This window comes from Tolypothrix tenuis PCC 7101, assembly GCF_963874875.1.
Taxonomy (GTDB): domain Bacteria; phylum Cyanobacteriota; class Cyanobacteriia; order Cyanobacteriales; family Nostocaceae; genus Aulosira; species Aulosira tenue.
This window is the reverse complement of record NZ_CAWNJS010000001.1, coordinates 5,427,722-5,449,130: the sequence shown is the minus strand read 5'-3', so window position 1 is coordinate 5,449,130 and position 21,409 is coordinate 5,427,722. Positions and strand designations below refer to the sequence as shown.

Below are 21,409 nucleotides of genomic sequence, written 5' to 3'. Positions count from 1 at the left end.
TTAACTGCCCATGAAAACAGCATTACTAGATCGCCAAAAATCCCTAGTGCAATGGGTAAGCCAAGCAACTGGGATTAGCACTTTCGGGGTGAAAGTCCAGTTACGGGGAAATGACTTACATATCCTTTGTGAAGGCAAAGAGTGTCCAGGACGTTGGCGCACTTTATATGACTTGCTACAAGCAATCCAGCAAACAGACTTGGATGTCCTCACAAATGGCGAACAACCCTCAATATACCAAGTATTTGTCTACGGCCGAAAAAAAGGCGATGGGCGACCCCAGTGGTGCCATCGAGTTTATTTAAATCAGCTCGAACGACATTTGGAAGAGGCGAAGCAGGGCTTACTAGAAGATAAGCTAAAATCGCAACCAGGCGGAGCGCTGATTTTATCTAACGAAAGCTTGGCAAGAAAAGGAAATCCCGATGCCATTGCCCGTTATCTCAGCGAAACTCTTAGTACTTTTGGTGTGGCTGTAGAGGTAAAAGTCAAACCGCAACCCAGCACAGAAAATAACCAAGTACAAGAACAACGCTTATGGATATTTTGTCAGTCGAGTTATAGTCCCGATCCTTCACTGTTGGCAGAGCCTATCGCCCAGAAGCTACGCAATCTGAAGATGACAGGCTACCATGACGCGGTGATTTTTTCCCAGGTGAAGGGCGAAAATAAACCCGAGTGGCGATTGCGGGTGGATTTAACACCGCCCGAGGAAATGCTCAAGGAATGGGCACGTTGGGGGGATGTACAGTCTATTGCCAGGCTGTTAACTGAGGAGTTATCAAATGCCAAAGTTGCTGTGCAAACTTCATTACAAGAATCAACTCTACATATTTTTTGTACTCCCAGTTCTGATGCTTCTTTAGAAGCAGCCCCAGAAAAACAATTATGCTTACATAAAATCAAATCTAAATTAGAAGCGATCGCACCCCAAGGGATCAAAGCTGCTACTGTCTACGGCCAAAAAATCGCCGACAAGCAGCCAGCTTGGATTGATTGGCTCACCTTGCCAGCCGCTATACATGAACCTTTGGCCCCAACAGCCTTAGAATTGGCTAACTCTGGCGATCAACCAGCAATTAATTATTTATTAGAACGGTTACTGAATCCTGATTTAGATTGGCGCTTGAAAACAGGCGGTGCCAAGATTACCCTGCTGCACAAAGGTGATTTGTTTCACGTCATGTGTGATGCACCTGTCTGTCCATCCCGCAAGAAAGTGGCAAACAAAGTAGTAGAGTTGCTGCGCCAGTTCAAAATCCCTGGAGTGATGGGAGTCCGCGTCTATGGAAGGCGTGCAGGGAACAAGGAACCTTCTTGGCAGCACGGCGAAGATTTTCAGCCTCGCCAACGTTTAGTCCCAGAAGCTACTCCCGAATTTGCGGCTACATCTATCTACATTAACGACCTAGTCACTACTCCTACAGATGAACCAATCTTGCGTCCTGACTTGACGACAGAGGAAGTTCAAACTTTTATTACAGAAGTAGCGCGGGATTGGGTAACCACAACCAAGCTCACTTTCAAAAAATTACTGTTACAAACGCAACTATTTAGCGAAATTGACCAGCCCACAGAGTATAACCCAGAGGCTCAAGGTATTAAGGTTGCCTTAGTGTGGGGAACGCTGGGATTATTACTCACTATGCAAACTGACTGGGTATTAGGGCAAATCGTTAACCGCAATTTACCAAGTTCTACACCGCAAGTAACCGCATCATCTAGCCCTAAAGCCAAGACATCTCCAAAGTCTGAGACAAATCAAAGCCAGATGAGTGCATTCTTTGCTGATACTAGTAAGCCTAAAAAAAATCAGGGTAAGGGTGGTGTATTTAATGCTTCTGGCTTTACCCAAAATGATGACGACACCGAGGCAGAAAACTTAAAAGCTGCACCTTTAAAAGGTAAAGCCACCCCCACCGCGATTTTATTAGCAGCGCGATCGCAAATGCCCAGTTTTAAGGCACGGCAGTTAGACGAGCAAATTGCCTTGTATAAGCAACGCTTAGTCAAAATGGGTAGACCTCCCCATGTGTTGATTATAGGCTCCTCCCGTGCCCTTAGAGGAGTCGATCCGGCAGCACTTTCACAAGCTTTAGCAACTCAGGGTTATCCCAATGTTGATGTATTTAACTTTGGGGTTAATGGTGCTACCGCCCAAGTTGTAGATTTTATTGTGCGCCGCGTCCTAGAACCGACAGAACTACCAAAATTAATTATCTGGGCAGATGGTTCCCGTGCCTTTAATAGCGGCCGTAAAGACATCACCTTTGCATCAATTGCCGCCTCACCAGGTTATAAACAGGTATTGCAAAAAGCGATCGCCACGGGTACAACTGATGAGTTGCTCAAAGATCCGGAAAAATCTTCAGACGCAACCAAAACCAAAGCTCAAAAGCCAGAAATGAGCAGCTATCAGATAGCTAATGAGTGGTTAAACGAGGCTGTAGCTAATATTTCCGCCAGCTACGCCAACCGCGATCGCGTCAAAGAGTTATTGCAAAAGCAGCTTAACTCCTTACCTTTAATTAGCGATCGCAATCCTGGAAGTACATCATCTGCACAGTTAAGCAATGATGCTCCAGAAGAAGATACTTCTCAGATGTCTGTTGACTTTGATGGCTTTTTACCTTTATCAATCCGCTTTCATCCCACGAGGTACTATCAAAAACACCCCAAAGTTCCCGGAAATTACGACAACGACTATCAATCTTTTAAAGTTCAAGGGGAACAAGACACTGCTTTTCAAGCATTGCTGAGTTTTACCCAAGCCCAAAAAATTCCTTTAGTCTTTGTCAATACACCTCTAACTGCCGACTATCTAGATTCTGTGCGTCAACAATATGAGCAAGAATTTCAACAATATATGTCGCAGGTGAACAATCCCAATTTTATCTACCGAGATTTAAGTCAGCTATGGCCAAAAAACCATAACTACTTTTCTGATCCCAGCCACCTCAACCGTTTCGGAGCCTACGAAGTCTCGAAAAAGCTAGCCCACGATCCCATGATTCCCTGGCCAGCAAAATAGAGCGATGAGGGAGCAGGGAGCAGGGGAGCAGAGGGAGCAGAAGAAGCGGGGGAGAAAAGGGGATAGGGGGAAATTACCAATTACCAATTACCAATTACCAATTACCAATTACCAATTACCATAATGACTACCAAATGAACTTTATTTCAATTTTCTACGGACTCTTTTTGTTAAGTGTGCTGGGAATTTACTGGACGTTGTCCGAACAAAAGTTACGTTTATGGACAATTTTGATTGCCAGCCTGATATTTTATGCATCTTTAAATGCTCAGTACATACCTTTATTATTAGCGCTTACTTTTATTAATTTTCGCTTTGGTCTAGAAATTGGTAAAGATAATACTCCGAAAAAAAATTATTCTGATAGACGTAGTTCTAATGAAGAATGGCAGTTCTACCAAGCTGACTGGAACCGTCGCCGTCAAAAGCTTTTGTGGCTAGGAGTTGGTTTAAATGTGGTACTGCTCTTAGGCTTTAAATATTTGCCATTTATTATTAATGCTATTTTTCATATATCAATTACCTCACAAGAAGGTGCTTTTAAATTTGTTGCGCCTTTAGGAATTTCATTTTTTACCTTTGAATGTATTTCTTATTTAATTGATGTATATCGGGGTGCGCCAGCTACTGGTCAATTTATCAAATTTGCTGCTTACAAATTATTCTTTGCCAAACTAATTTCTGGGCCAATTACTCGCTATCACAACTTAGCAACTCAAATTAATACACTACAATTACCTACTCCCGATCAAGTAGCCGAAGGGCTGTGGTTAATTGCTAGAGGTGCAGTTAAAAAAGGCATATTGGCAGATCATTTAGGTATTTTTGTTGATTTATGTTTTGGGAACTTGCAAAGAGCAGGTAGCACAGATCTCTGGCTAGCAATATTTGCCTACGGTTTACAGTTGTATTTAGATTTCAACGGTTATGTAGATATTGCCCGTGGTAGTGCTTTACTGTTTGGCTTAGTATTACCAGAGAATTTTGATTTTCCTTACTTCAGCACCAGTATTGCGGATTTTTGGCGACGCTGGCATATGACTTTGGGTGAATGGCTGCGTAACTACGTTTACTTTCCTTTGGGTGGTTCTCGTAAGGGTTTAGTACGCACCTGCTGGAATCTGATGATTGTGATGCTAATTGCTGGTATTTGGCATGGTTCCGTTTGGGGTTTTGTCGTCTGGGGTGCTTACCATGGGTTAGCTTTGATAGTTCATCGCCTGACAGATGCATTAAGCGATAGTTTTGAAAATTTAGAACATTTTTGGCAACACCCTATAGGTATTTTTTCTGCTTGGTTGCTAACCCAACTGATGGTTTTCACTTCTTGGATATGGTTCAGATTACCCAATTTCCAAGATTCTTCTTTAGTATTTAGACATTTATTGGGTTATCCAGCTGATATTCAGTTTGCCCAAAAGGTATATATAGAAGCTCTCAACATTAGCCAATCCCAAATGGCTGGCAGATTGCTAATTTTGGCTATTTTAATGACTTTAGCTTATATGTTTAAGAGTAGGCTCAAATTAGAGTTTAATTGGCCTGTCAAGCTGGTATTTGTGCCTCTTTGTTTCTATGCGGTTTGGTTATTAGCGCCTGAAGGCAGCTTGCCATATATCTACTTTGATTTTTGAATAGTCCTGTTTGTAGGGTAGGCACACATAAATTTTTGGCTCAACACCTGATTTTTAATGGTATTGCGTATCAGCAAGTTATTGCAAAGTCACACCAATTTAAAAAAAGAATGTGAGAGATGCGTAGGGGTACAAAAATGTTTGTGTCCCTATGATGTATCGCAAAGATTATTGCAGCTTATATCAAGCATTCTTTCAATAAGCGGACTCAGCAATAAAAGTAGTACATAATGTTGAGTTATGTTAAGTATTATCGAAATTTTCTTAATAAAAATATAAGAAAATAAATCACATGATTACAGTAAATTCATGTAGAGTTAATAAGTACGGGTGAAAATTACTTCATCCAAACTCAATAATTTTTTACAACTAATCGCACTCATAAAACAATGACAACAACCTTACAACGGCGCTCTGGCACCAGTGTATGGGATCGGTTTTGCGAGTGGATCACCAGCACCGAGAACCGGATTTACATCGGTTGGTTCGGCGTATTGATGATCCCCACCCTGCTAGCCGCTACCGCTTGCTTTGTAATCGCTTTCATCGCAGCGCCTCCAGTAGACATCGATGGTATCCGTGAACCTGTTGCAGGTTCCTTAATCTACGGAAATAACATCATCTCTGGTGCAGTTGTTCCTTCTTCCAACGCTATTGGTTTGCACTTCTACCCCATTTGGGAAGCAGCTTCCTTAGATGAGTGGTTGTACAACGGGGGCCCTTACCAATTGGTAATTTTCCACTTCTTGCTAGGTTGTGCTTGCTACCTAGGTCGTCAGTGGGAATTATCTTACCGCTTGGGTATGCGTCCTTGGATCTGCGTAGCTTACTCTGCACCTTTGGCATCTGCTACCGCAGTATTCTTGATCTACCCCATTGGTCAAGGTTCCTTCTCAGATGGTATGCCTTTGGGTATCTCCGGTACCTTCAACTTCATGATTGTGTTCCAAGCTGAACACAACATTCTGTTGCACCCCTTCCACATGTTAGGTGTGGCTGGTGTATTCGGAGGTAGCTTGTTCTCTGCAATGCACGGTTCTTTGGTAACCTCCTCCTTGGTTCGTGAAACCACCGAAACCGAATCTCAAAACTACGGTTACAAGTTCGGACAAGAGGAAGAAACCTACAACATCGTAGCTGCACACGGTTACTTTGGTCGTCTAATCTTCCAATACGCATCTTTCAACAACAGCCGTTCTCTGCACTTCTTCTTGGCTGCATGGCCAGTAGTCGGTATTTGGTTTACCGCTTTGGGTATCAGCACAATGGCGTTCAACTTGAACGGTTTCAACTTCAACCAATCTGTAATTGACTCTCAAGGTCGCGTCATCGCTACTTGGGCAGACGTAATCAACCGCGCTAACTTGGGTATGGAAGTAATGCACGAGCGTAACGCTCACAACTTCCCCCTAGACTTAGCTGCTGGTGAAGTTGCTCCTGTTGCGTTGACTGCTCCTGCAATCAACGGCTAATACTAAAGCTTTAGCTTAATAAAAAAGCGCTTCCATTTTGGAAGCGCTTTTTTATTGCTTGGTTGATTATTGTGCCAATACTTGTCGGTTAAGGGAAAAAAGGGGAATGGGAAAAAGGAAAAAACCTTTAACCCTTAACCTTTTCCCCAATAGTATTGCAGCCTGTGCCACAGTATAATTATTTAAGCGAACATCATATTATTGAATTGCTTATCTAGTAATGCAGTTGCAGTTTTGCTATCTACAGGCTTAGAAAAGAAATAGCCTTGTCCATACTCACAACCTAGACTATGTAATTTGGCTTGCTGTGCAGCAGTTTCCACCCCTTCTGCAACTACATCCATACCCAATGCATGACTTAACATGATAATAGTTTGAACGATCGCAGCATCTTCGTCAGTATCTTCCATGCGGCTGACGAAAGAACGATCTATTTTCAATGTGTTGACAGGGAAGCGATGTAAATAGCTTAAAGAAGAATAGCCTGTACCGAAATCATCAATACTTAACCTGAGATTTAAAGTTCTCAGTCGCAGCATAATGCTAATTGCCGTTTCCACATCATTCATGGCTACGGTTTCAGTAATTTCTAATTTTAAACTTTCGCCATTTAATCCTGTCTCTTGGAGAGTTTGCTCAATATAGTCCACCAAATCGCATTGAGTTAGCTGATGTCCAGAAAGGTTGATGCTCATCATCAATGGCGGATTTGTAGGAAATTGAGCTTGCCAAACAGCCAATTGTTGACAGGCTGCTTGCAAAATCCACTGTCCTAAAGGAATAATCAGCCCCGTTTCTTCAGCTAGAGGAATAAACTCTGCAGGTGAAACAAAGCCATATTGAGGATTATTCCACCTCACAAGTGCTTCAAACCCAACTATTCTGGCCGTTGTTAAAGAAACTATTGATTGATAGTAAAGCTCAAATTCCTGCTGTTCAATAGCTCGATGCAAGTCTATTTCTAACTGAAATCGCTTCACAATTTGGGTATGCATACCTGTAGCAAAGACCTCATGACGGCCTTTACCCAAATCTTTAGCGCGATACATAGCTGTATGGGCATCTCGCAGCAAAGCTATTGGTTCATAATCGAGTTCAGTCTGATTTAAAGCTATACCAATACTGATGCTAGTAAAAATTTCTTGTCCGTTATTTTTAAAGGGTAAGGACATTTTCTGTTGTAGCTGGTCGACTATAGCAGTCACTTCACTACTATCATTGATATTTTTCAGCAGAACAGCAAACTCATCACCACCAACTCTGGCTAATATTCCTCTATTTCCTAAGCAAGCTTTTAATCTTTGAGTGACATTCACTAAAAATTGATCGCCAAATTGGTGCCCAAAGCTCTCATTAATAAATTTGAAGCGGTCAATCCCTAAAAATAGGATGGCAAATCGTGAGCTTTTAGGTAGTTTTGTTTCAGCAATTACCCATTCCAATTGCTTCAAAAACAAACTGCGATTGGGCAGGTCAGTGAGGGTATCATGCAATGTATTGTGTAATAGCTTATAGGCCAGAACAGTGCCAGTAGCGATCGCTAATGCCAACATTGGTGCGACAAGGGGTATCCAGCCTGCTTGAGTGAAGATACCAAGGCAAATAGTAAATAGACTACCCAAACAAATTACCCCAGCGACTCCTAAAGAGAGGGGATGGCGAAGTCGCCATGCAAGTACGCTACCTACCAACGCCCAAGTCCACACCCAGAGGAATTCTGCCCATTCTGGCCAGAACCAAAATACAGGTTGTTGATCTAAAGTTGTGTTAAGGATTTGGCCGACCAATTGAGCGTGGAGTAATACTCCTGGTAAACCTGGGTTTGCAGATTTAGCAGCACTATAAGGAGTAAAAAACAAATCTTTTAAGCTAGGGGCTGTTGTCCCAATCAGTACAACCTTGTCTTTAATCCAATTAGGTTCAAATTCACCTCGCAGCACTTGCGTTAATGATAGCTGTCGCGCTATGTTTTCAGGTGAACGGTAAGAAATCATCACTTGATAGCCTGCGCTATCAATATCGTGATACCCACCGGAATTATTATTTAAAGTAGGAAATACAGCATTACCTAACAGCAAAGCCTCTGATTTTACTTTGAGAGTAATTCCCTGCTTGGCAAGATATTTCAGGCTCAACTGCAAAGAAAAGGAGTAGAATTTTTCTTCGCCTTGCTGGGCATAAATCAAATTTCTACGGACAACGCCATCTGGGTCAACTACAAAGTCATTAAAGCCAATTTGTTCTGGGGATAAACCAGAAATAGGGGATACTTCTTCTGCGTCTTGATCGCCTAGATAATTAATAGTAATTACATTAGAAGCCCGAAGTTGCTGCATCAGTGCGTCACGACCTGGAGGTTGGGGGATATTCCGATAGAGGTCTAAACCAATAGCTGTAGGTTGAGCTTGTTGCAGCTTGGCTAATAGTTGAGCAAGGGCGCTATCAGACAAAGGCCATTGTTTCTGTTCTTTAATATCAGCTTCTGTAATTGTTACTACCAACAGCCGTGGGTTATAACCAGCATCAGGTTGGAGGCGCACCATTTGGTCATAGCTGACCAATTCTAAAAGCTGCAACCACCCCAGTTGTTTCACACCCATTACCAATCCTGTAATCAAGATACTAGCAATGACAACTGATTGCTTTAAAGTCACTGTGGTAATCGATGGGTTGAGCTGATAGTTAAGATACTTAGTAATTAAAGATACTAATTTACGAAACTTATGGGAGTATTTAGCAATCACAAAAGCTGTAGATTGATAGAGTTGGCTTTTGACAATAGATAAAGAGTTGAGTAAAAGACTACTTAAATTTTTATCTGCCAGATCTTATCCGTGTTTTAGTTTGTCTGGCAAGAAATACTTGTTCCAATTTGCTGGGGGATGAGAAAAGTACTTGATGGGAACTAGGGGCTGTTGGGGATTTGGATCTCCAAAAAAGGCTCCTGTGCGATCGCATCCAATTTTTCAGTTTTTAAGAGTTGTGTCCAATTAACAGCCAGTCTAGAATCATTCGGTTGAGTGGCTCGCAGTTCTGCTAATGTAGCTAATGCATCTTGCCAAAGTCCAGCTTTGGCATAAAGAGCTACAAGTCCTAAAGGTGATGTTGTTTGCTCTAATTGTTTATTTAAGTTTGAGTCTAGTTCTACTCTTTGAATCCAGCCATTGACCACAATATCGTTGGCTCTGTTTTCCGGATCGCAAATGAGTGACACATACCAATTGTATTTTTTATTGATGTCTAGTGGAGGTAAGGAGCTAGATTCAGGCAAACTAAAATTGATAATTCCGCCAGCGCTGCTTTTAGTAAAAGTAGTCTCATAAACCGATTGACGATTTTCATCTTGCAGTACAAATTCCACCATTGCTGATGATGAGGTTGGTGGTAAATAGAATAAAATGTTGGGATAAGCTTTTTTGGTAAATCCTAAATTGTTTTCTGGTACCAAAGCCATTAAACGCCCAACACTACTAAAGCACTGACCGCGAGTTCCACCTCCTATTCTGCGTTTAGGTATACCCTGTTTTGGTTGCTCTTCAGAATTTGCCAGTGCTTGTTGAGGAATAGCCCAAGAACAAGTTAATAGCAATGCCAAACAGATAACAGTAAATGCCCTGGTTTTAAAAGCTTTTTCTAGCATGACACAGTATGATGCAGTACGTTAATTTATAGGTTTCCTTATTCTATAAATACTCTAATTATTCAATAAACAGTAGATGCAACTCAGTTAATTCATCTTATTTTTAAAAGGTATATTCTTTAAGTTGAATTACTGATACTATCTCTAAAATACGGAAATTAAACTACTATGACAATTGATATTTATCTAGGGAATTTCAGAATATTCCGCAAAAATACTGTGGAAATCCCCAGGAAAATTTTGTTTTAGCAAAATGCCTCAGTAATTTCAATCCCAGAGGATGTGTGGGTAGATAGCTAACACTCCCTCAACTAACAAACTATATTTTTGCTGTCTGATGAAGTTTTTGTAATTAACAAGACTTACGCAACTGGCACAAATGGCTCTCAAGATGAGCCAGTCACGTGCAGTGAGACCACTTTCATGCTTAGTTATGAAACTTGTGACATTGAGACTGCTCAAAAGCAGTGATTGCCAGAGTTACCTCACTGATAGTGGTAGAGGTTGCTGAATAAGTAAATTATACCCAGTTCACTATCAGCACAAATCTCTGATGAGGATTAGCAAATCTATACCGAAAATGGCAAATATAGCAACTATATTAAGTAAAACTTCGCAATTAAAGTAACTTTTAAGCCGGATAATGTACTATGTCATCGGAAACCCTCCTATGACTGAGTAACCAATTACCACTAGCTAATAACCAAAAACCAATACATATATTTAGCGCTGATTACCAGAACTAGGCATGACATATATTAAAAACTCCTTTCAAGGATTTCTTGGCTCTGTTGAAGGATTTGATCAACTCCCTGATGAGGAAATCGCCAATGTATCGCAACAACTGCAAGCTTGGCGCTACCGCATAGGCCAAAAAATTATTGGTAAAGAAATAATCCCTGAAAAATTAACAATTATTTATGAAGGACAAGTGCGGTTGTTGGGATACGACCCTCAAACACAGATGCCAGTAACCTTAAGGTTATTGCAACCTGGGGAAATTCTGGGTGAGATTGGCTTTTTGCGTCAACTGGGCTGTGAGACTGCGATCGCTTCCACGGAAGTCGTATGTTTAACCTTAAGTGCAGTTGAATATTTACGCCTCCTTTCTTCCTACCCTACTTTTGCTCATGTCCGCAAAAACCGCCCTCACATCATCGAAATTTTTGATGTCGTCGGATCGGAATTAGAAAAGCAAGCTTTAGCGAGTGCAAATCTCAAAGAAATATCGGAACAAGCTTTACCGCAAGCACAAGTAAATTACTTGAATCCGGGAAGAAGCTCACTTAGCCAACTTGATAGCAATAGTATTTGGTTTGTGAGTGGTGGCGGTACAATCAAAAATCTCACCAATGGATCGCGCTTAGAAGTCAGTAATGGCGGCATAATTGAAGCCCAAGGGCCAAATTCTGTGCGTTTGATTGGTTTATCGCCATCTGATTTATTCTTTGTGGAGAAGAATGAACCAGTACAGCTGCAAGTGCGGGATAGCCAACCCCAAATTGCTGACGAACTAGATATTCCCTACGCTACAGAAGAAGAATATCAACCAGCCACGGCTGCAAAAGGTAAAGGTAAAAACCAGAAATACCCATTTTTCCGTGGTAATGGGGAAATAAATGCCACCTTTGCTTGTTTTCAAATGCTCTCCAAGCACTTACAAATTCCGTTTCGTAAGGAAGTAGTGCGCCGCATTTTAACGGAGCAAATTAAACGACAAGGTAATCTCTCGTTTCAACTTTGTGCTTATTTATCAGAATTAATTGGACTTAAAGTTCATCTGGTAGATATACCCGCTACCTCAATTACCCGCATTCCTACACCAGCATTAATTCGCTATGGCGAGAATTATGCAGTTTTATATGCAGCTGATGCCAATATTGCAGTTGTGGGTGTACCCAGTCAAGGGATAGTGCGTTGCAAACCAGCGGAACTGGTAGCGAGATTAGAAGTTGATGAAAGTAAGATGCCGCCTCAGGTGCGGGTATTGATGGTTTCCACCACTAAAGAAACCCCTCAAGAACGCTTTGGGTTGCGGTGGTTTATTCCTTATTTATCACGCCACCGTCGGGTGCTGATTGAAGTTTTTATTGCTTCCTTTTTTGTCCAATTAGCAGCCTTAGCTAACCCGTTAGTTATTCAGCTAATTATTGATAAAGTCATTGTTCAAAATAGTATTAGCACGCTCAATGTTTTGGGTGTGTTGCTATTGGTAGTAGGTATATTTGAAGCAGTGCTCACAACATTGCGGACTTATTTATTTGTGGATACTACCAACCGCATTGATATGAGTTTGGGGTCACAAATTATTGACCACCTACTCCGCTTACCACTACGCTATTTTGAAAAGCGACCAGTTGGGGAGTTATCAACTCGAATTAACGAACTAGAAAACATTCGGCAATTCCTCACAGGTACAGCTTTAACTGTAGGTTTAGATGCAGTATTTTCGGTGGTTTATATCATTGTGATGCTGTTTTACAGTTGGCAACTTACCTTGGTAGGTTTGGGTACAATCCCTGTATTTGTGATTCTGACATTAATTGCCTCTCCGACTGTACAAAGACAGTTACGCAGTAAAGCCGAACGCAACTCCGAAACACAGTCTTATTTAGTTGAGGTAATGTCCGGGATTCAAACAGTGAAAGCGCAAAACATCGAATTGCGATCGCGCTTTTCTTGGCAAGAGCGTTATGCTCGATACGTAGCAGCTGGGTTTAAAACTGTTGTGACTTCTACCTTGGCTAACTCAACTAGTAACTTTCTCAATAAATTGAGTAGTTTACTAGTATTGTGGGTAGGAGCTTATTTAGTACTTAAACAAGAATTAACCTTAGGGGAATTAATCGCCTTTAGAATTATTTCTGGTTACGTTACTAGTCCTATCTTGCGTTTGGCTCAACTTTGGCAAAGCTTCCAAGAAACAGCTTTATCTTTAGAGCGGTTAAGCGATATTGTTGATACACCAGAAGAAGCTGAAAGCAATCGCCAAAATATTCCCTTACCTGCAATTTTGGGAGCAGTGAAATATGAAAATGTTTCCTTCCGCTTTGCACCTAGCGGCCCCCTGCAACTTTCTAATGTCAGTGTAGAAATACCGGCGGGAGAATTTGTCGGCATTGTCGGTCAGAGTGGCTCTGGTAAAAGTACGATGATGAAATTACTCCTGAGACTTTATGATGTGGAGTCTGGCCGGATTTTAATTGATGGTTATGATATTGGTAAAGTTGAACTTTATTCACTGCGGCGACAGATGGGGGTAGTTCCCCAAGATCCTTTGTTGTTTGACGGTACAGTTCAAGAAAACATTGCTTTAACTAACCCGGATGCAACAACTGAAGAAATTATCGAAGCCGCTCGTGTCGCCGCTGCCCACGAATTTATTATGGGTTTACCCAACGGTTACAATACACGTGTGGGTGAACGGGGTGCAGGACTTTCCGGTGGACAAAGACAAAGAATTGCGATCGCACGTTCGGTGTTACAACGACCCAAATTATTAGTTTTAGACGAAGCAACCAGCGCTCTAGATTACGTAACCGAGCGACAAGTCTGTCTGAATTTAGCTCAAGAGTTCAAAGGCAGTACAGTATTTTTTATTACTCACCGTCTCACTACCGTGAGCCATGCAGATAGAATTATTGTCATGGATAGTGGCAGAATTACAGAACAAGGAAGTCATCAAGAGTTAATGGCTGCTAAAGGTCATTATCATTACCTATATCAGCAGCAAGAAGTAAATCTGTAATGATGTTATGAGCAGTTATCAAGCCACTATTAATTATGGATAACTGCTCAGTGAGTAACTGAATCACTAAAAACAATTACTAATTCAAAATCTAAAATAACTATGACTCAACTTAATGGCACTAACTTTAGTGATAGAAATGGTAACGGCAGGTATAACAACGAAGAACCGACAGATTCACACGTAGCCACATCTACTGGTAAAACACCGAAACAATCTCCACTGAACTTTCAAGAAGTTAATTTTGAGCAAGCTGTCGTTCTGCGTCAATCTCCAGTTTGGTCGCGAACAATCATGATCTCACTGATGTGTTTGGCTTGTTTTGGTGTGGGTTGGGCTTATTATGCCAAAATTGAGCAAGTGGTACCCGCCGCCGGACAATTAAAGCCAGAAGGAACTAATAAAGAAATTCAGGCTCCTGTGAATGGAGTTGTGAAAGCAGTTTATGTCAAAGATGGTCAAAAAGTCAAAGCTGGAGATTTACTATTAACTTTTGATTCTGTGGCTACCCGTGCAGAATTAAATTCTTTAAATAAAATTCGCGCTGCATTAATTCAAGAAAATCAGATATATCGCCGCTTGATGGAAGTAAGTACTGCGTCAGGAACAGAGTTAGAATTCTTGCGGAGTCGCTTACCTCAAGAAACTTACTTTTTGCTGAAAAGTCGCGCAGCATTAGTTTCCGAAAATGAATTATTGCGGAACCAATTAAAAAAATATAGTTCAGAAGCTGGATTAGGTACTGATGAGCAACAACGTTTAGCAGTTGCGAAAAAAGAATTAGAATCTAGGTCTTTAGCCGCACAATTAGAGGTTGAAAAAACCCGCAAACAACTTTCACAAACTCAAGTTAAAAAGCAAGATACACAGTCAAGTTTAGCTATTCAGCAAAAGATTTTGAATAAACTCAAAATCCTCTCAGAAGAAGGTGGTATTTCCCAACTGCAATATCTCAATCAGCAACAACAAGTGCAAAATTTGAGTGCAGAAGTCGCTCAATTAGCTGAGGAAGAAAAACGTCTGCAATTTGATATTGAAAAAGGTCAGCAGCAGTTCACTAATACTGTAGCCGCTTCCGATAAAGGGATTTTAGAGAAAATTTCAGAAAACAAGCAGCGGATTGCAGAAGTTGATACCCAATTTATGAAGGTGATTCTAGAAAACGAGCAGCGTTTGGCAGACATCACTAGTAAAATTTCTCAAACGCAGATGAATGTTAGATATCAAGAATTGCGCGCTCCGGTGGCGGGAACAATTTTTGATTTGCAAGCTAAATATCCTGGATATGTAGCTAATCCTACTCAAAAACTGATGCAAATTGTTCCTAATGAAAAATACATTGCGGAAGTTTTTATTACTAACAAAGATATTGGTTTCGTCCGGGAAGGTATGAATGTTGATGTCAGGATTGATTCTTTTCCTTTTAGCGAGTTTGGTGATATTAAAGGAAAAGTTATTGGTATTGGTTCTGATGCTTTACCCCCGGATCAAACACATCAGTTTTATCGCTTCCCCGCACGGGTGAGTTTAGATAAACAATATTTGGAAATTAAAGGCCATCCAGTTACTCTACAGTCGGGTATGTCCATCACAGCTAATATTAAAGTGCGCGAAGAACGCTCAGTGATGAGTCTGTTTACTGAGTTGTTCACGAAGCAAGTTGATAGCCTGAAAGAGGTGCGCTAGTACCGCTGCGCGGAAGTCAAAAGTTACCAGAGGTGCGTTACGCTATCGCTAACGTACCCCAGGCACGTAATTTTAAAAATAAAATTATGAGTAACAAAGCCAGCTTGGGGGATTCTCCCCCAAACCCCCGATTGGGTGACGGTTGCGTCCCCCAAACCCCCTCCAAAATGATTGTTCTGTTTTTTTGTTGAGTAACTAGTTTTTTGGTTTTGTTAGCAATTAATTTTCTTAACAGAACTGTATTTATTGAGGACTTATGTAAGTGTCACATTTTTTTCGTTTAGGTTGTCCAGGGTCAAGAGTGAAAAGTCCAAAAAACCTGAATTTTTGACCTTTGACTCTTGACTCTTGACTCTTAAACCAGAAGATGAGTGTACCAGTTGCGTAAGTCCTATTATTTATAAATAACCTCTTAAGTTTGGATTTCAGTTATAGGTATCTCCAGAAAAGAATGTAGAGACGTTATAACTAACGTCTCTACAATAGTTTTAGGGAAAGTTTGATTATTTTTTGGAGATGTCAGATGAAGTTAAAGATAATACCAATTCAAACCAATCTTTGCAAGATATACAAGATATATAGCGGGTAAGATGCCTGATTTAGGTGTAATCTGCTGTAAATTTTAGATTTTGCCTTCAGGTGGTGGGTGGTACAGTGAGTACTTCTTGACTGTTCTCCGCTATCTTTCATTGATTTTGCATAAGTTCACCCTCCTCAGAAATATAAGGAAATAGAGTCACAGATACTCAGCAAATTGCTTTTCCTGAAAGGAGGTGAAAAAATTGAGAGTAATTTAGCTGCAATTAACGAAAAATCCCGTGGTTCAATCATCAAAATACTGGGAATTTGTCAAGTTAGATTCTACAAGTAAGCGCCGGGTGGAAATAATAGTAGCGGCTCAAACTTATTTTCAAAAAGAATTTGCCGGCAAGGGCGAGGTTTCTGATGCGGCGATCGCGCGTTATCTGTGGCAACAAATGCAACAATATAAGGCGGGCGCTACGGAGGAAGCTAACTTAGCGGAAATTTGTTTGCGGTGCTATATATCTCAGCAAATATATCGAGTTTGTCTGGATTTGACGATGAAGTTTGGCAATCGCCACGGCTTTAGTAGTGAGGATTTGTTGCCTTTTGTTTTAGATGACCAAGTCATAGAAGCAACTTCTGATAAACCCAGAGTCCGCAAATCCACTTACGAGTCTTTAGCTACCAAACTGTTAAAAACATTCGATCCAGTTAAAGGTTCTCTGAATGCGTGGGTGAGTCGCTATGTGAAGCAGAATGCAGAAATCAAGCGATTTTTACTCCAGCATGGTGTATTTTTGATTAGCGATTGGGCGCTGTTGAATGATACTAACCCGAAGGAATTGCAACGCATTCTCGCGGATATGTATCACTTAACGCCGATGGAAATTGAGCAAGTTTGCCAATTGTTGATCAGCTATCACGCAGTTTACCGCGAAGACCGCTTGCAGCAAAAACTGGCGGGGGTAAACCTACCCTGTCAAATCCCGACAGCAGAACAGTTAACTCGCATGATTAATGATTTGCAAACTCGGACGAATCGCAAGCTGAGTCAGGAAGCGATGTTAAACCAATTGCAAGCAATGGCTAGCAAACTGAGACAATACCGGATTGCGGCGCAAGGCGGTTATATTGCGTCAGTTGCTTACGATCAACCGGAGATTCAACCGATTGTAGAGCGATCGCTGTTGACTGAGGAAGGGGATGACAAAGCTGATTTTATGAATTTATATCAAGAAGAATTTTTGACATCCTTAGATACAGCTATTTCTCATGTGGTAGAAGTTGCTCTCGGTAAACTGCAAAGTAAGCGTAATACTAGTCAAGAAATAAAGCGATTATTTATGACTGGTTTACATCTTTTTCATTGCCAAGGTCAACCAATGAGCCAAATCGCACCGCAATTGGGAATGAAGAAACAATATGAAGTTACCCGGTTATTAAAGTTAAATGAATTGCGCGCTGATATTCGTCAAAGTATGTTGCTGATTTTACGCGATCGCGTTTTCCAAATAGCCAAAGATTTTACTAATGTTGAACGCTTGCAACGTTTAGATCAACAGTTGGAATTAATTTTAGATGAACAAATTTCTGGAGTGATGCAAGAAGCTGAATCTGAAGTTAAAAATCCTGTACGCAATCAGCCTTTATCGGGTCTTTTAGCTCGCCGTCTTTGCCATTATTTAGATAATAGAGCCGAGGTAAAGTAAAGATTATTTAAACATAATGCAGAGAACCCAAAGTAAGAAAAGATAAAGCAAATATATTTAGCTACATTATTAATTTTATCTGTTAACTTTTGACCCTTGACCCTTGACTCTTGACCATGATTAACCAACCTAGCTCATATTTAGATTTCACAGATTACCCCGATTGGTATTCGCTCAACGAAACTCGCACGGAATTATTACCAGAACATTTTCAACGTGCTGCAAGTTTAAGCCAATCAATTCATTTTTCTCAACAACGCTGGCAAGTCTATCTATGTGCGTTAGGTGTTCTAGGATTTGAACAATGGCTAAAACAACGAGCATCTGATTTAGAAGTTAATATTAATTCTGCTTCGATTTGGCAGGCAGCAACAGCAGATTTATTATCAGCAGCTTGTAATATTCAAGTGGGAGCTTTCAAAATTTGTATTATTACTGCTAGCGTTTTAACAGATGAACATCGGGTTCCTAATGCAGTTTTTGATATTCCCAATTTTGCTGCCCATTTTTATGTGCTGATGCAGGTAGAAGAGGAACAAAATCAGGTGGCTGTATCTGGTTTTATGAACTATGAGCAATACCAAAGATATCAAGCAAATGCACAGTTACCTGTAGCAGAAGATTGGACTTATACCTTACCACAAATCTGGTTTAATCCAGATGCTAACGATTTATTACTTAATTTACGCTGTTTAAATCCAGATGCAATTCAGCTACCAACATCACGACCAACTAATTCCACAGCTTTAAAACAAAAGTTAACAACCATAAAACCACAACTGCAAAAACAGCAGCCTTGGGAATTGTTAACAGTTAACGAAGGAATGACATTATTAAGTAGCCCAGAATTAATCAGCTGGGTTCACAAAGCTGCTAATCCTAGTTTAATTCAACCATTAATTAATGTCGGTTTGTGGTTAAATAATCAAATAGACCTAGCTGCTCAAGAGTTGGGATGGATGCTGATGCCATTACCCGCATTTTCGCAATTACGCTCTTCACAATTACGCTCTTTGCAAGATGATTTCGAGCAAATTCGTGCCGGATTAGAACAGCAAGGTGTTTATATTCCTAACACTGCGCGGGGTGCATTTCGTGATTTGGATTGTGAAGAAGGAAGTTTGCGATTATATGCAATTATGTGGGTGTTATCGGAAGATTCTGCTAACCCCGAATGGATGTTGTTAGTTGCTGTAGGTTCTCAACCAGAAAGACCTATGCCACATACATTAACATTAGAGGTACGTGATGAAACACAGATATTATTTGATGAAACTTTATCAGATACCAGCTTAGGAATTCTTTACGCTCAAGTTATTGGCGATTGGAACGAAAAATTTTGGGTAACCGTCGTTACTGATGAGGTTGTATTTGAAATTCCACCTTTTGGTTTGGAATTTCAAACCCTGTAGAGACGCGATTCATCGCGTCTAATATTCTCGAATTTTGCGCCTCTATTAATTAAGAATTAACAGTTTTAATTGACAAAAACTGAGTTTTTGTGTTCTGGTTTTTCGCCTTGTTGCGAAAAAAGTAAATTAGCTAAATATGAAACTTAACTCTGATATTTTTAATCTAAAAGTTCAAAAAATCGAACAAATTTGTTTATTTGAACTATCTTGGGGCAAAGGGCAAAGATTAACTGCACAGGTTAATTATCCTTCTGCCCTTGGTCAGTTGTATCAAGACTGGCGACGGGCATATTTAAACTTTTATCGTTCCGATCAAATGCGCGGACGGGCGGTTGATGGTGGTATTGCGAGGCTGGGGATAGATTGGCACGCGGAACTGGTAAAGGCGGAAACTAAATTAATGTACGAGTTTCATCGCTGGTTACGCAGTGCCGAATTATATGAAATTCGCGCCCAAATTGCTCAAGCTAGCCAACAACTGGTAAAGGAAAATCCTGAAACGGATGAGGCGGTGCAAGTATTTCTGACCTGTGCGCCTGTGGAATTGGATCGTTTTCCTTGGGAAGCTTGGGAATTAGGGACGGAATTTGCCACAACTGGGGCGATTCAGTTTATCCGCACTCCCTTAAATATTTCTCAGGAAACAAATTCACATCATCCTGATAAACGTCAAGGACGCACCCGGATTCTGGCAATTTTAGGCGATGACACGGGGTTGGATTTTCAAGAAGAAAAGAAGACTTTAAATTCGCTGTTCCGCATTGCTGATGTGGAGTTTGTCAGTTGGAAATTAGAAGAAACACCCACAGAAATTATCGAGAAAATTGCCGATGCGATCGCCGATGAACGCGGTTGGGATGTCTTATTTTTCGCGGGACACAGCAACGAAACGGAAATGACAGGCGGAGAATTGGGGATTGCGCCTGGCGTGTCAATTTCCATTAGCGAAATTGCGTCGCAACTCAGCGCCGCCAGAAAACGCGGTCTGCAAGTAGCGATTTTTAATTCCTGTAGCGGGTTAAATCTGGCAGAATCCTTAATTGACTTGGGTTTTGGGCAAGTTGTGGTGATGCGCGAACCAATTCACAACCGCGTCGCCCAAGATTTTTTAGTGAGGTTTTTGCAAGGGTTAGGCAAACACCAGAATGTCTACGAATCGGTGATTGCGGCTAGGCAATATTTACGCATGGATAAAAGCCACACCTACCCCTCAGCCTACCTTTTACCTTCATTATTCTGTCATCCAGGCGCTCACCTGTACCGCATTCCCCCCTTCCACTGGCGACAACGTCTGCGTCAAAGTATACCCAACCGCTTAGAGGCGATCGCGTTAACGGTGGGTGTCTTGTGTAGTGTGCTGGCACCTATGCAATCACTGTTATTAGATGGACGCACCTTTACTCAGGCAGTTTACCGCAGCGCTACCGCCCAAGTTGATGCCGAAGAAGCTCCGCCCGTGGCTCTAGTGCAAATTGATACCGAATCAATTTATCGCGCCCAGTTGCCAAATTCGCAACTATTCCCCATGAACCGCAGTTATCTGGCCAAGCTGCTGGATAGTACGCGCAAATTAAATGCTTCTGTTGTCGGCTTAGATTTTATTTTTGATACACCCCAAACAGATCCGCCAAAGGCTGATGCAGATTTAGCAACAGCCGTGCGTCAAGCTGTGGATGCGAAGACATGGTTAATGTTTGCGGCGGTGCAAGAACCCAAAAGAGAAGTGGGGACAAACGAAGCATTAGGGATTAACAAGTGGAATTGGACATTGCAAGGATACATTGATGCTTACCCCGATTTACTAGAATTCCCAGAAGCCGACAGCGATTGTCGTCAAGTTTGTCCCTTTGCATATTTGCTATCCCTGGTACAGCTAGCCAAGCAAGAAATCACCGATTTACCTCAGCCGCAAACCAACCGCGAGCAAAATTTACGGGCGGAATTCTTGGATGTGGTGCAGCAGCATTCAACAAAAGGGAACTTATCAAAATTATGGCAGTGGAAAGCACCATTTAATATTCAACCAATTCTCGATTACTCAATTCCTCCCAGCCAAGTTTATACAACAATTCCCGCTTGGCAATTAATCGAAAATCCCGATATCAACAAATTCCCTTTAGTGTCCAAACAGGTAGTTTTGATTGCGGTGGGTAGCGATGACCGATTAGGAATAGCACCAGGACAACCAGATCGTTCCCCAGCACCAGCCGCATACAGTTATTGGACAAAACAACCTTGGCTGACAGGCGGTGAAACATTGGCATATATGATTCACCATTTCGTCAGCAATCGTTTGGTAATTCCCATCCCCAGCATTTTGCTGATTGGGATTGCCATGATTCTTGGTAAAATCACCGTCTTTGTGATTAAAAGCCAATCGCGTTTAAGTCTCACGCGTCGTCGCCAAATCACCTTCGGCGCAGTCGGTGCTGTGATTTTATATGGTTTACTGGGACTGCAAATTTATATAACAGCCGCAATTTTACTACCCTGGTTTTTACCCTCGTCGGTGTTTTTAGCCTACGTTTTACCAGCTACAAGGAGAAAATAAT

At 41.3% G+C, this 21,409-nt stretch carries 10 protein-coding genes; 8 read left to right on the top strand and 2 right to left on the bottom strand.

What is annotated here, in order from left to right; all coding sequences use genetic code 11:
• Positions 1–10 precede the first annotated feature (10 nt).
• The 3 genes from AACU25_RS21475 to psbA all read left to right on the top strand — a co-directional run bounded on the left by AACU25_RS21475 (position 11) and on the right by psbA (position 6,137).
• On the top strand, positions 11–3,031 hold the full coding sequence (locus AACU25_RS21475; protein WP_096579103.1) for a DUF1574 domain-containing protein: 3,021 nt from the start codon (positions 11–13) through the stop codon (positions 3,029–3,031).
• A gap of 134 nt (positions 3,032–3,165) precedes the next feature.
• Complete coding sequence (locus AACU25_RS21470; protein ID WP_096579101.1) at positions 3,166–4,665, top strand: MBOAT family O-acyltransferase; 1,500 nt, start codon at positions 3,166–3,168, stop codon at positions 4,663–4,665.
• 389 nt (positions 4,666–5,054) lie between these two features.
• Positions 5,055–6,137, top strand: a complete 1,083-nt coding sequence (gene psbA, locus AACU25_RS21465) for a photosystem II q(b) protein (protein WP_096579099.1) — start codon at positions 5,055–5,057, stop codon at positions 6,135–6,137.
• 182 nt (positions 6,138–6,319) lie between these two features.
• Here the strand turns inward: psbA and AACU25_RS21460 are convergent, their stop codons facing one another.
• Complete coding sequence (locus tag AACU25_RS21460) at positions 6,320–8,881, bottom strand: EAL domain-containing protein (RefSeq protein ID WP_096579097.1); 2,562 nt, start codon at positions 8,879–8,881, stop codon at positions 6,320–6,322.
• A 161-nt stretch (positions 8,882–9,042) separates the two neighbouring features.
• Positions 9,043–9,777 (bottom strand): DUF928 domain-containing protein, encoded by a 735-nt coding sequence (locus tag AACU25_RS21455; RefSeq protein WP_096579095.1) that lies wholly within the window; start codon positions 9,775–9,777, stop codon positions 9,043–9,045.
• Between the two features lie 748 nt (positions 9,778–10,525).
• Here AACU25_RS21455 and AACU25_RS21450 point away from each other — a divergent pair.
• The 5 genes from AACU25_RS21450 to AACU25_RS21430 all read left to right on the top strand — a co-directional run bounded on the left by AACU25_RS21450 (position 10,526) and on the right by AACU25_RS21430 (position 21,408).
• On the top strand, positions 10,526–13,525 hold the full coding sequence (locus tag AACU25_RS21450; RefSeq protein ID WP_096579093.1) for a peptidase domain-containing ABC transporter: 3,000 nt from the start codon (positions 10,526–10,528) through the stop codon (positions 13,523–13,525).
• 102 nt (positions 13,526–13,627) lie between these two features.
• Positions 13,628–15,211 (top strand): beta-barrel domain-containing protein, encoded by a 1,584-nt coding sequence (locus tag AACU25_RS21445; RefSeq protein ID WP_096579091.1) that lies wholly within the window; start codon positions 13,628–13,630, stop codon positions 15,209–15,211.
• 818 nt (positions 15,212–16,029) lie between these two features.
• On the top strand, positions 16,030–17,445 hold the full coding sequence (locus tag AACU25_RS21440; protein ID WP_096579089.1) for a hypothetical protein: 1,416 nt from the start codon (positions 16,030–16,032) through the stop codon (positions 17,443–17,445).
• Between the two features lie 116 nt (positions 17,446–17,561).
• Positions 17,562–18,857, top strand: coding sequence for a DUF1822 family protein (locus tag AACU25_RS21435; protein ID WP_096579087.1), 1,296 nt, complete (start codon positions 17,562–17,564; stop codon positions 18,855–18,857).
• 136 nt (positions 18,858–18,993) lie between these two features.
• On the top strand, positions 18,994–21,408 hold the full coding sequence (locus tag AACU25_RS21430) for a CHASE2 domain-containing protein (RefSeq protein ID WP_096579085.1): 2,415 nt from the start codon (positions 18,994–18,996) through the stop codon (positions 21,406–21,408).
• The last annotated feature ends 1 nt before the right edge of the window (position 21,409 follow it).

Excerpts from the sequence above, each read along its gene's own strand:
- AACU25_RS21445 (WP_096579091.1), top strand. The coding sequence starts at position 13,628 with ATGACTCAACTTAATGGCACTAACTTTAGTGATAGAAATGGTAACGGC.
- AACU25_RS21470 (WP_096579101.1), top strand. The coding sequence starts at position 3,166 with ATGAACTTTATTTCAATTTTCTACGGACTCTTTTTGTTAAGTGTGCTG.
- AACU25_RS21450 (WP_096579093.1), top strand. The coding sequence starts at position 10,526 with ATGACATATATTAAAAACTCCTTTCAAGGATTTCTTGGCTCTGTTGAA.
- AACU25_RS21430 (WP_096579085.1), top strand. The coding sequence starts at position 18,994 with ATGAAACTTAACTCTGATATTTTTAATCTAAAAGTTCAAAAAATCGAA.
- AACU25_RS21455 (WP_096579095.1), bottom strand. The coding sequence starts at position 9,777 with ATGCTAGAAAAAGCTTTTAAAACCAGGGCATTTACTGTTATCTGTTTG.
- AACU25_RS21435 (WP_096579087.1), top strand. The coding sequence starts at position 17,562 with ATGATTAACCAACCTAGCTCATATTTAGATTTCACAGATTACCCCGAT.
- psbA (WP_096579099.1), top strand. The coding sequence starts at position 5,055 with ATGACAACAACCTTACAACGGCGCTCTGGCACCAGTGTATGGGATCGG.
- AACU25_RS21475 (WP_096579103.1), top strand. The coding sequence starts at position 11 with ATGAAAACAGCATTACTAGATCGCCAAAAATCCCTAGTGCAATGGGTA.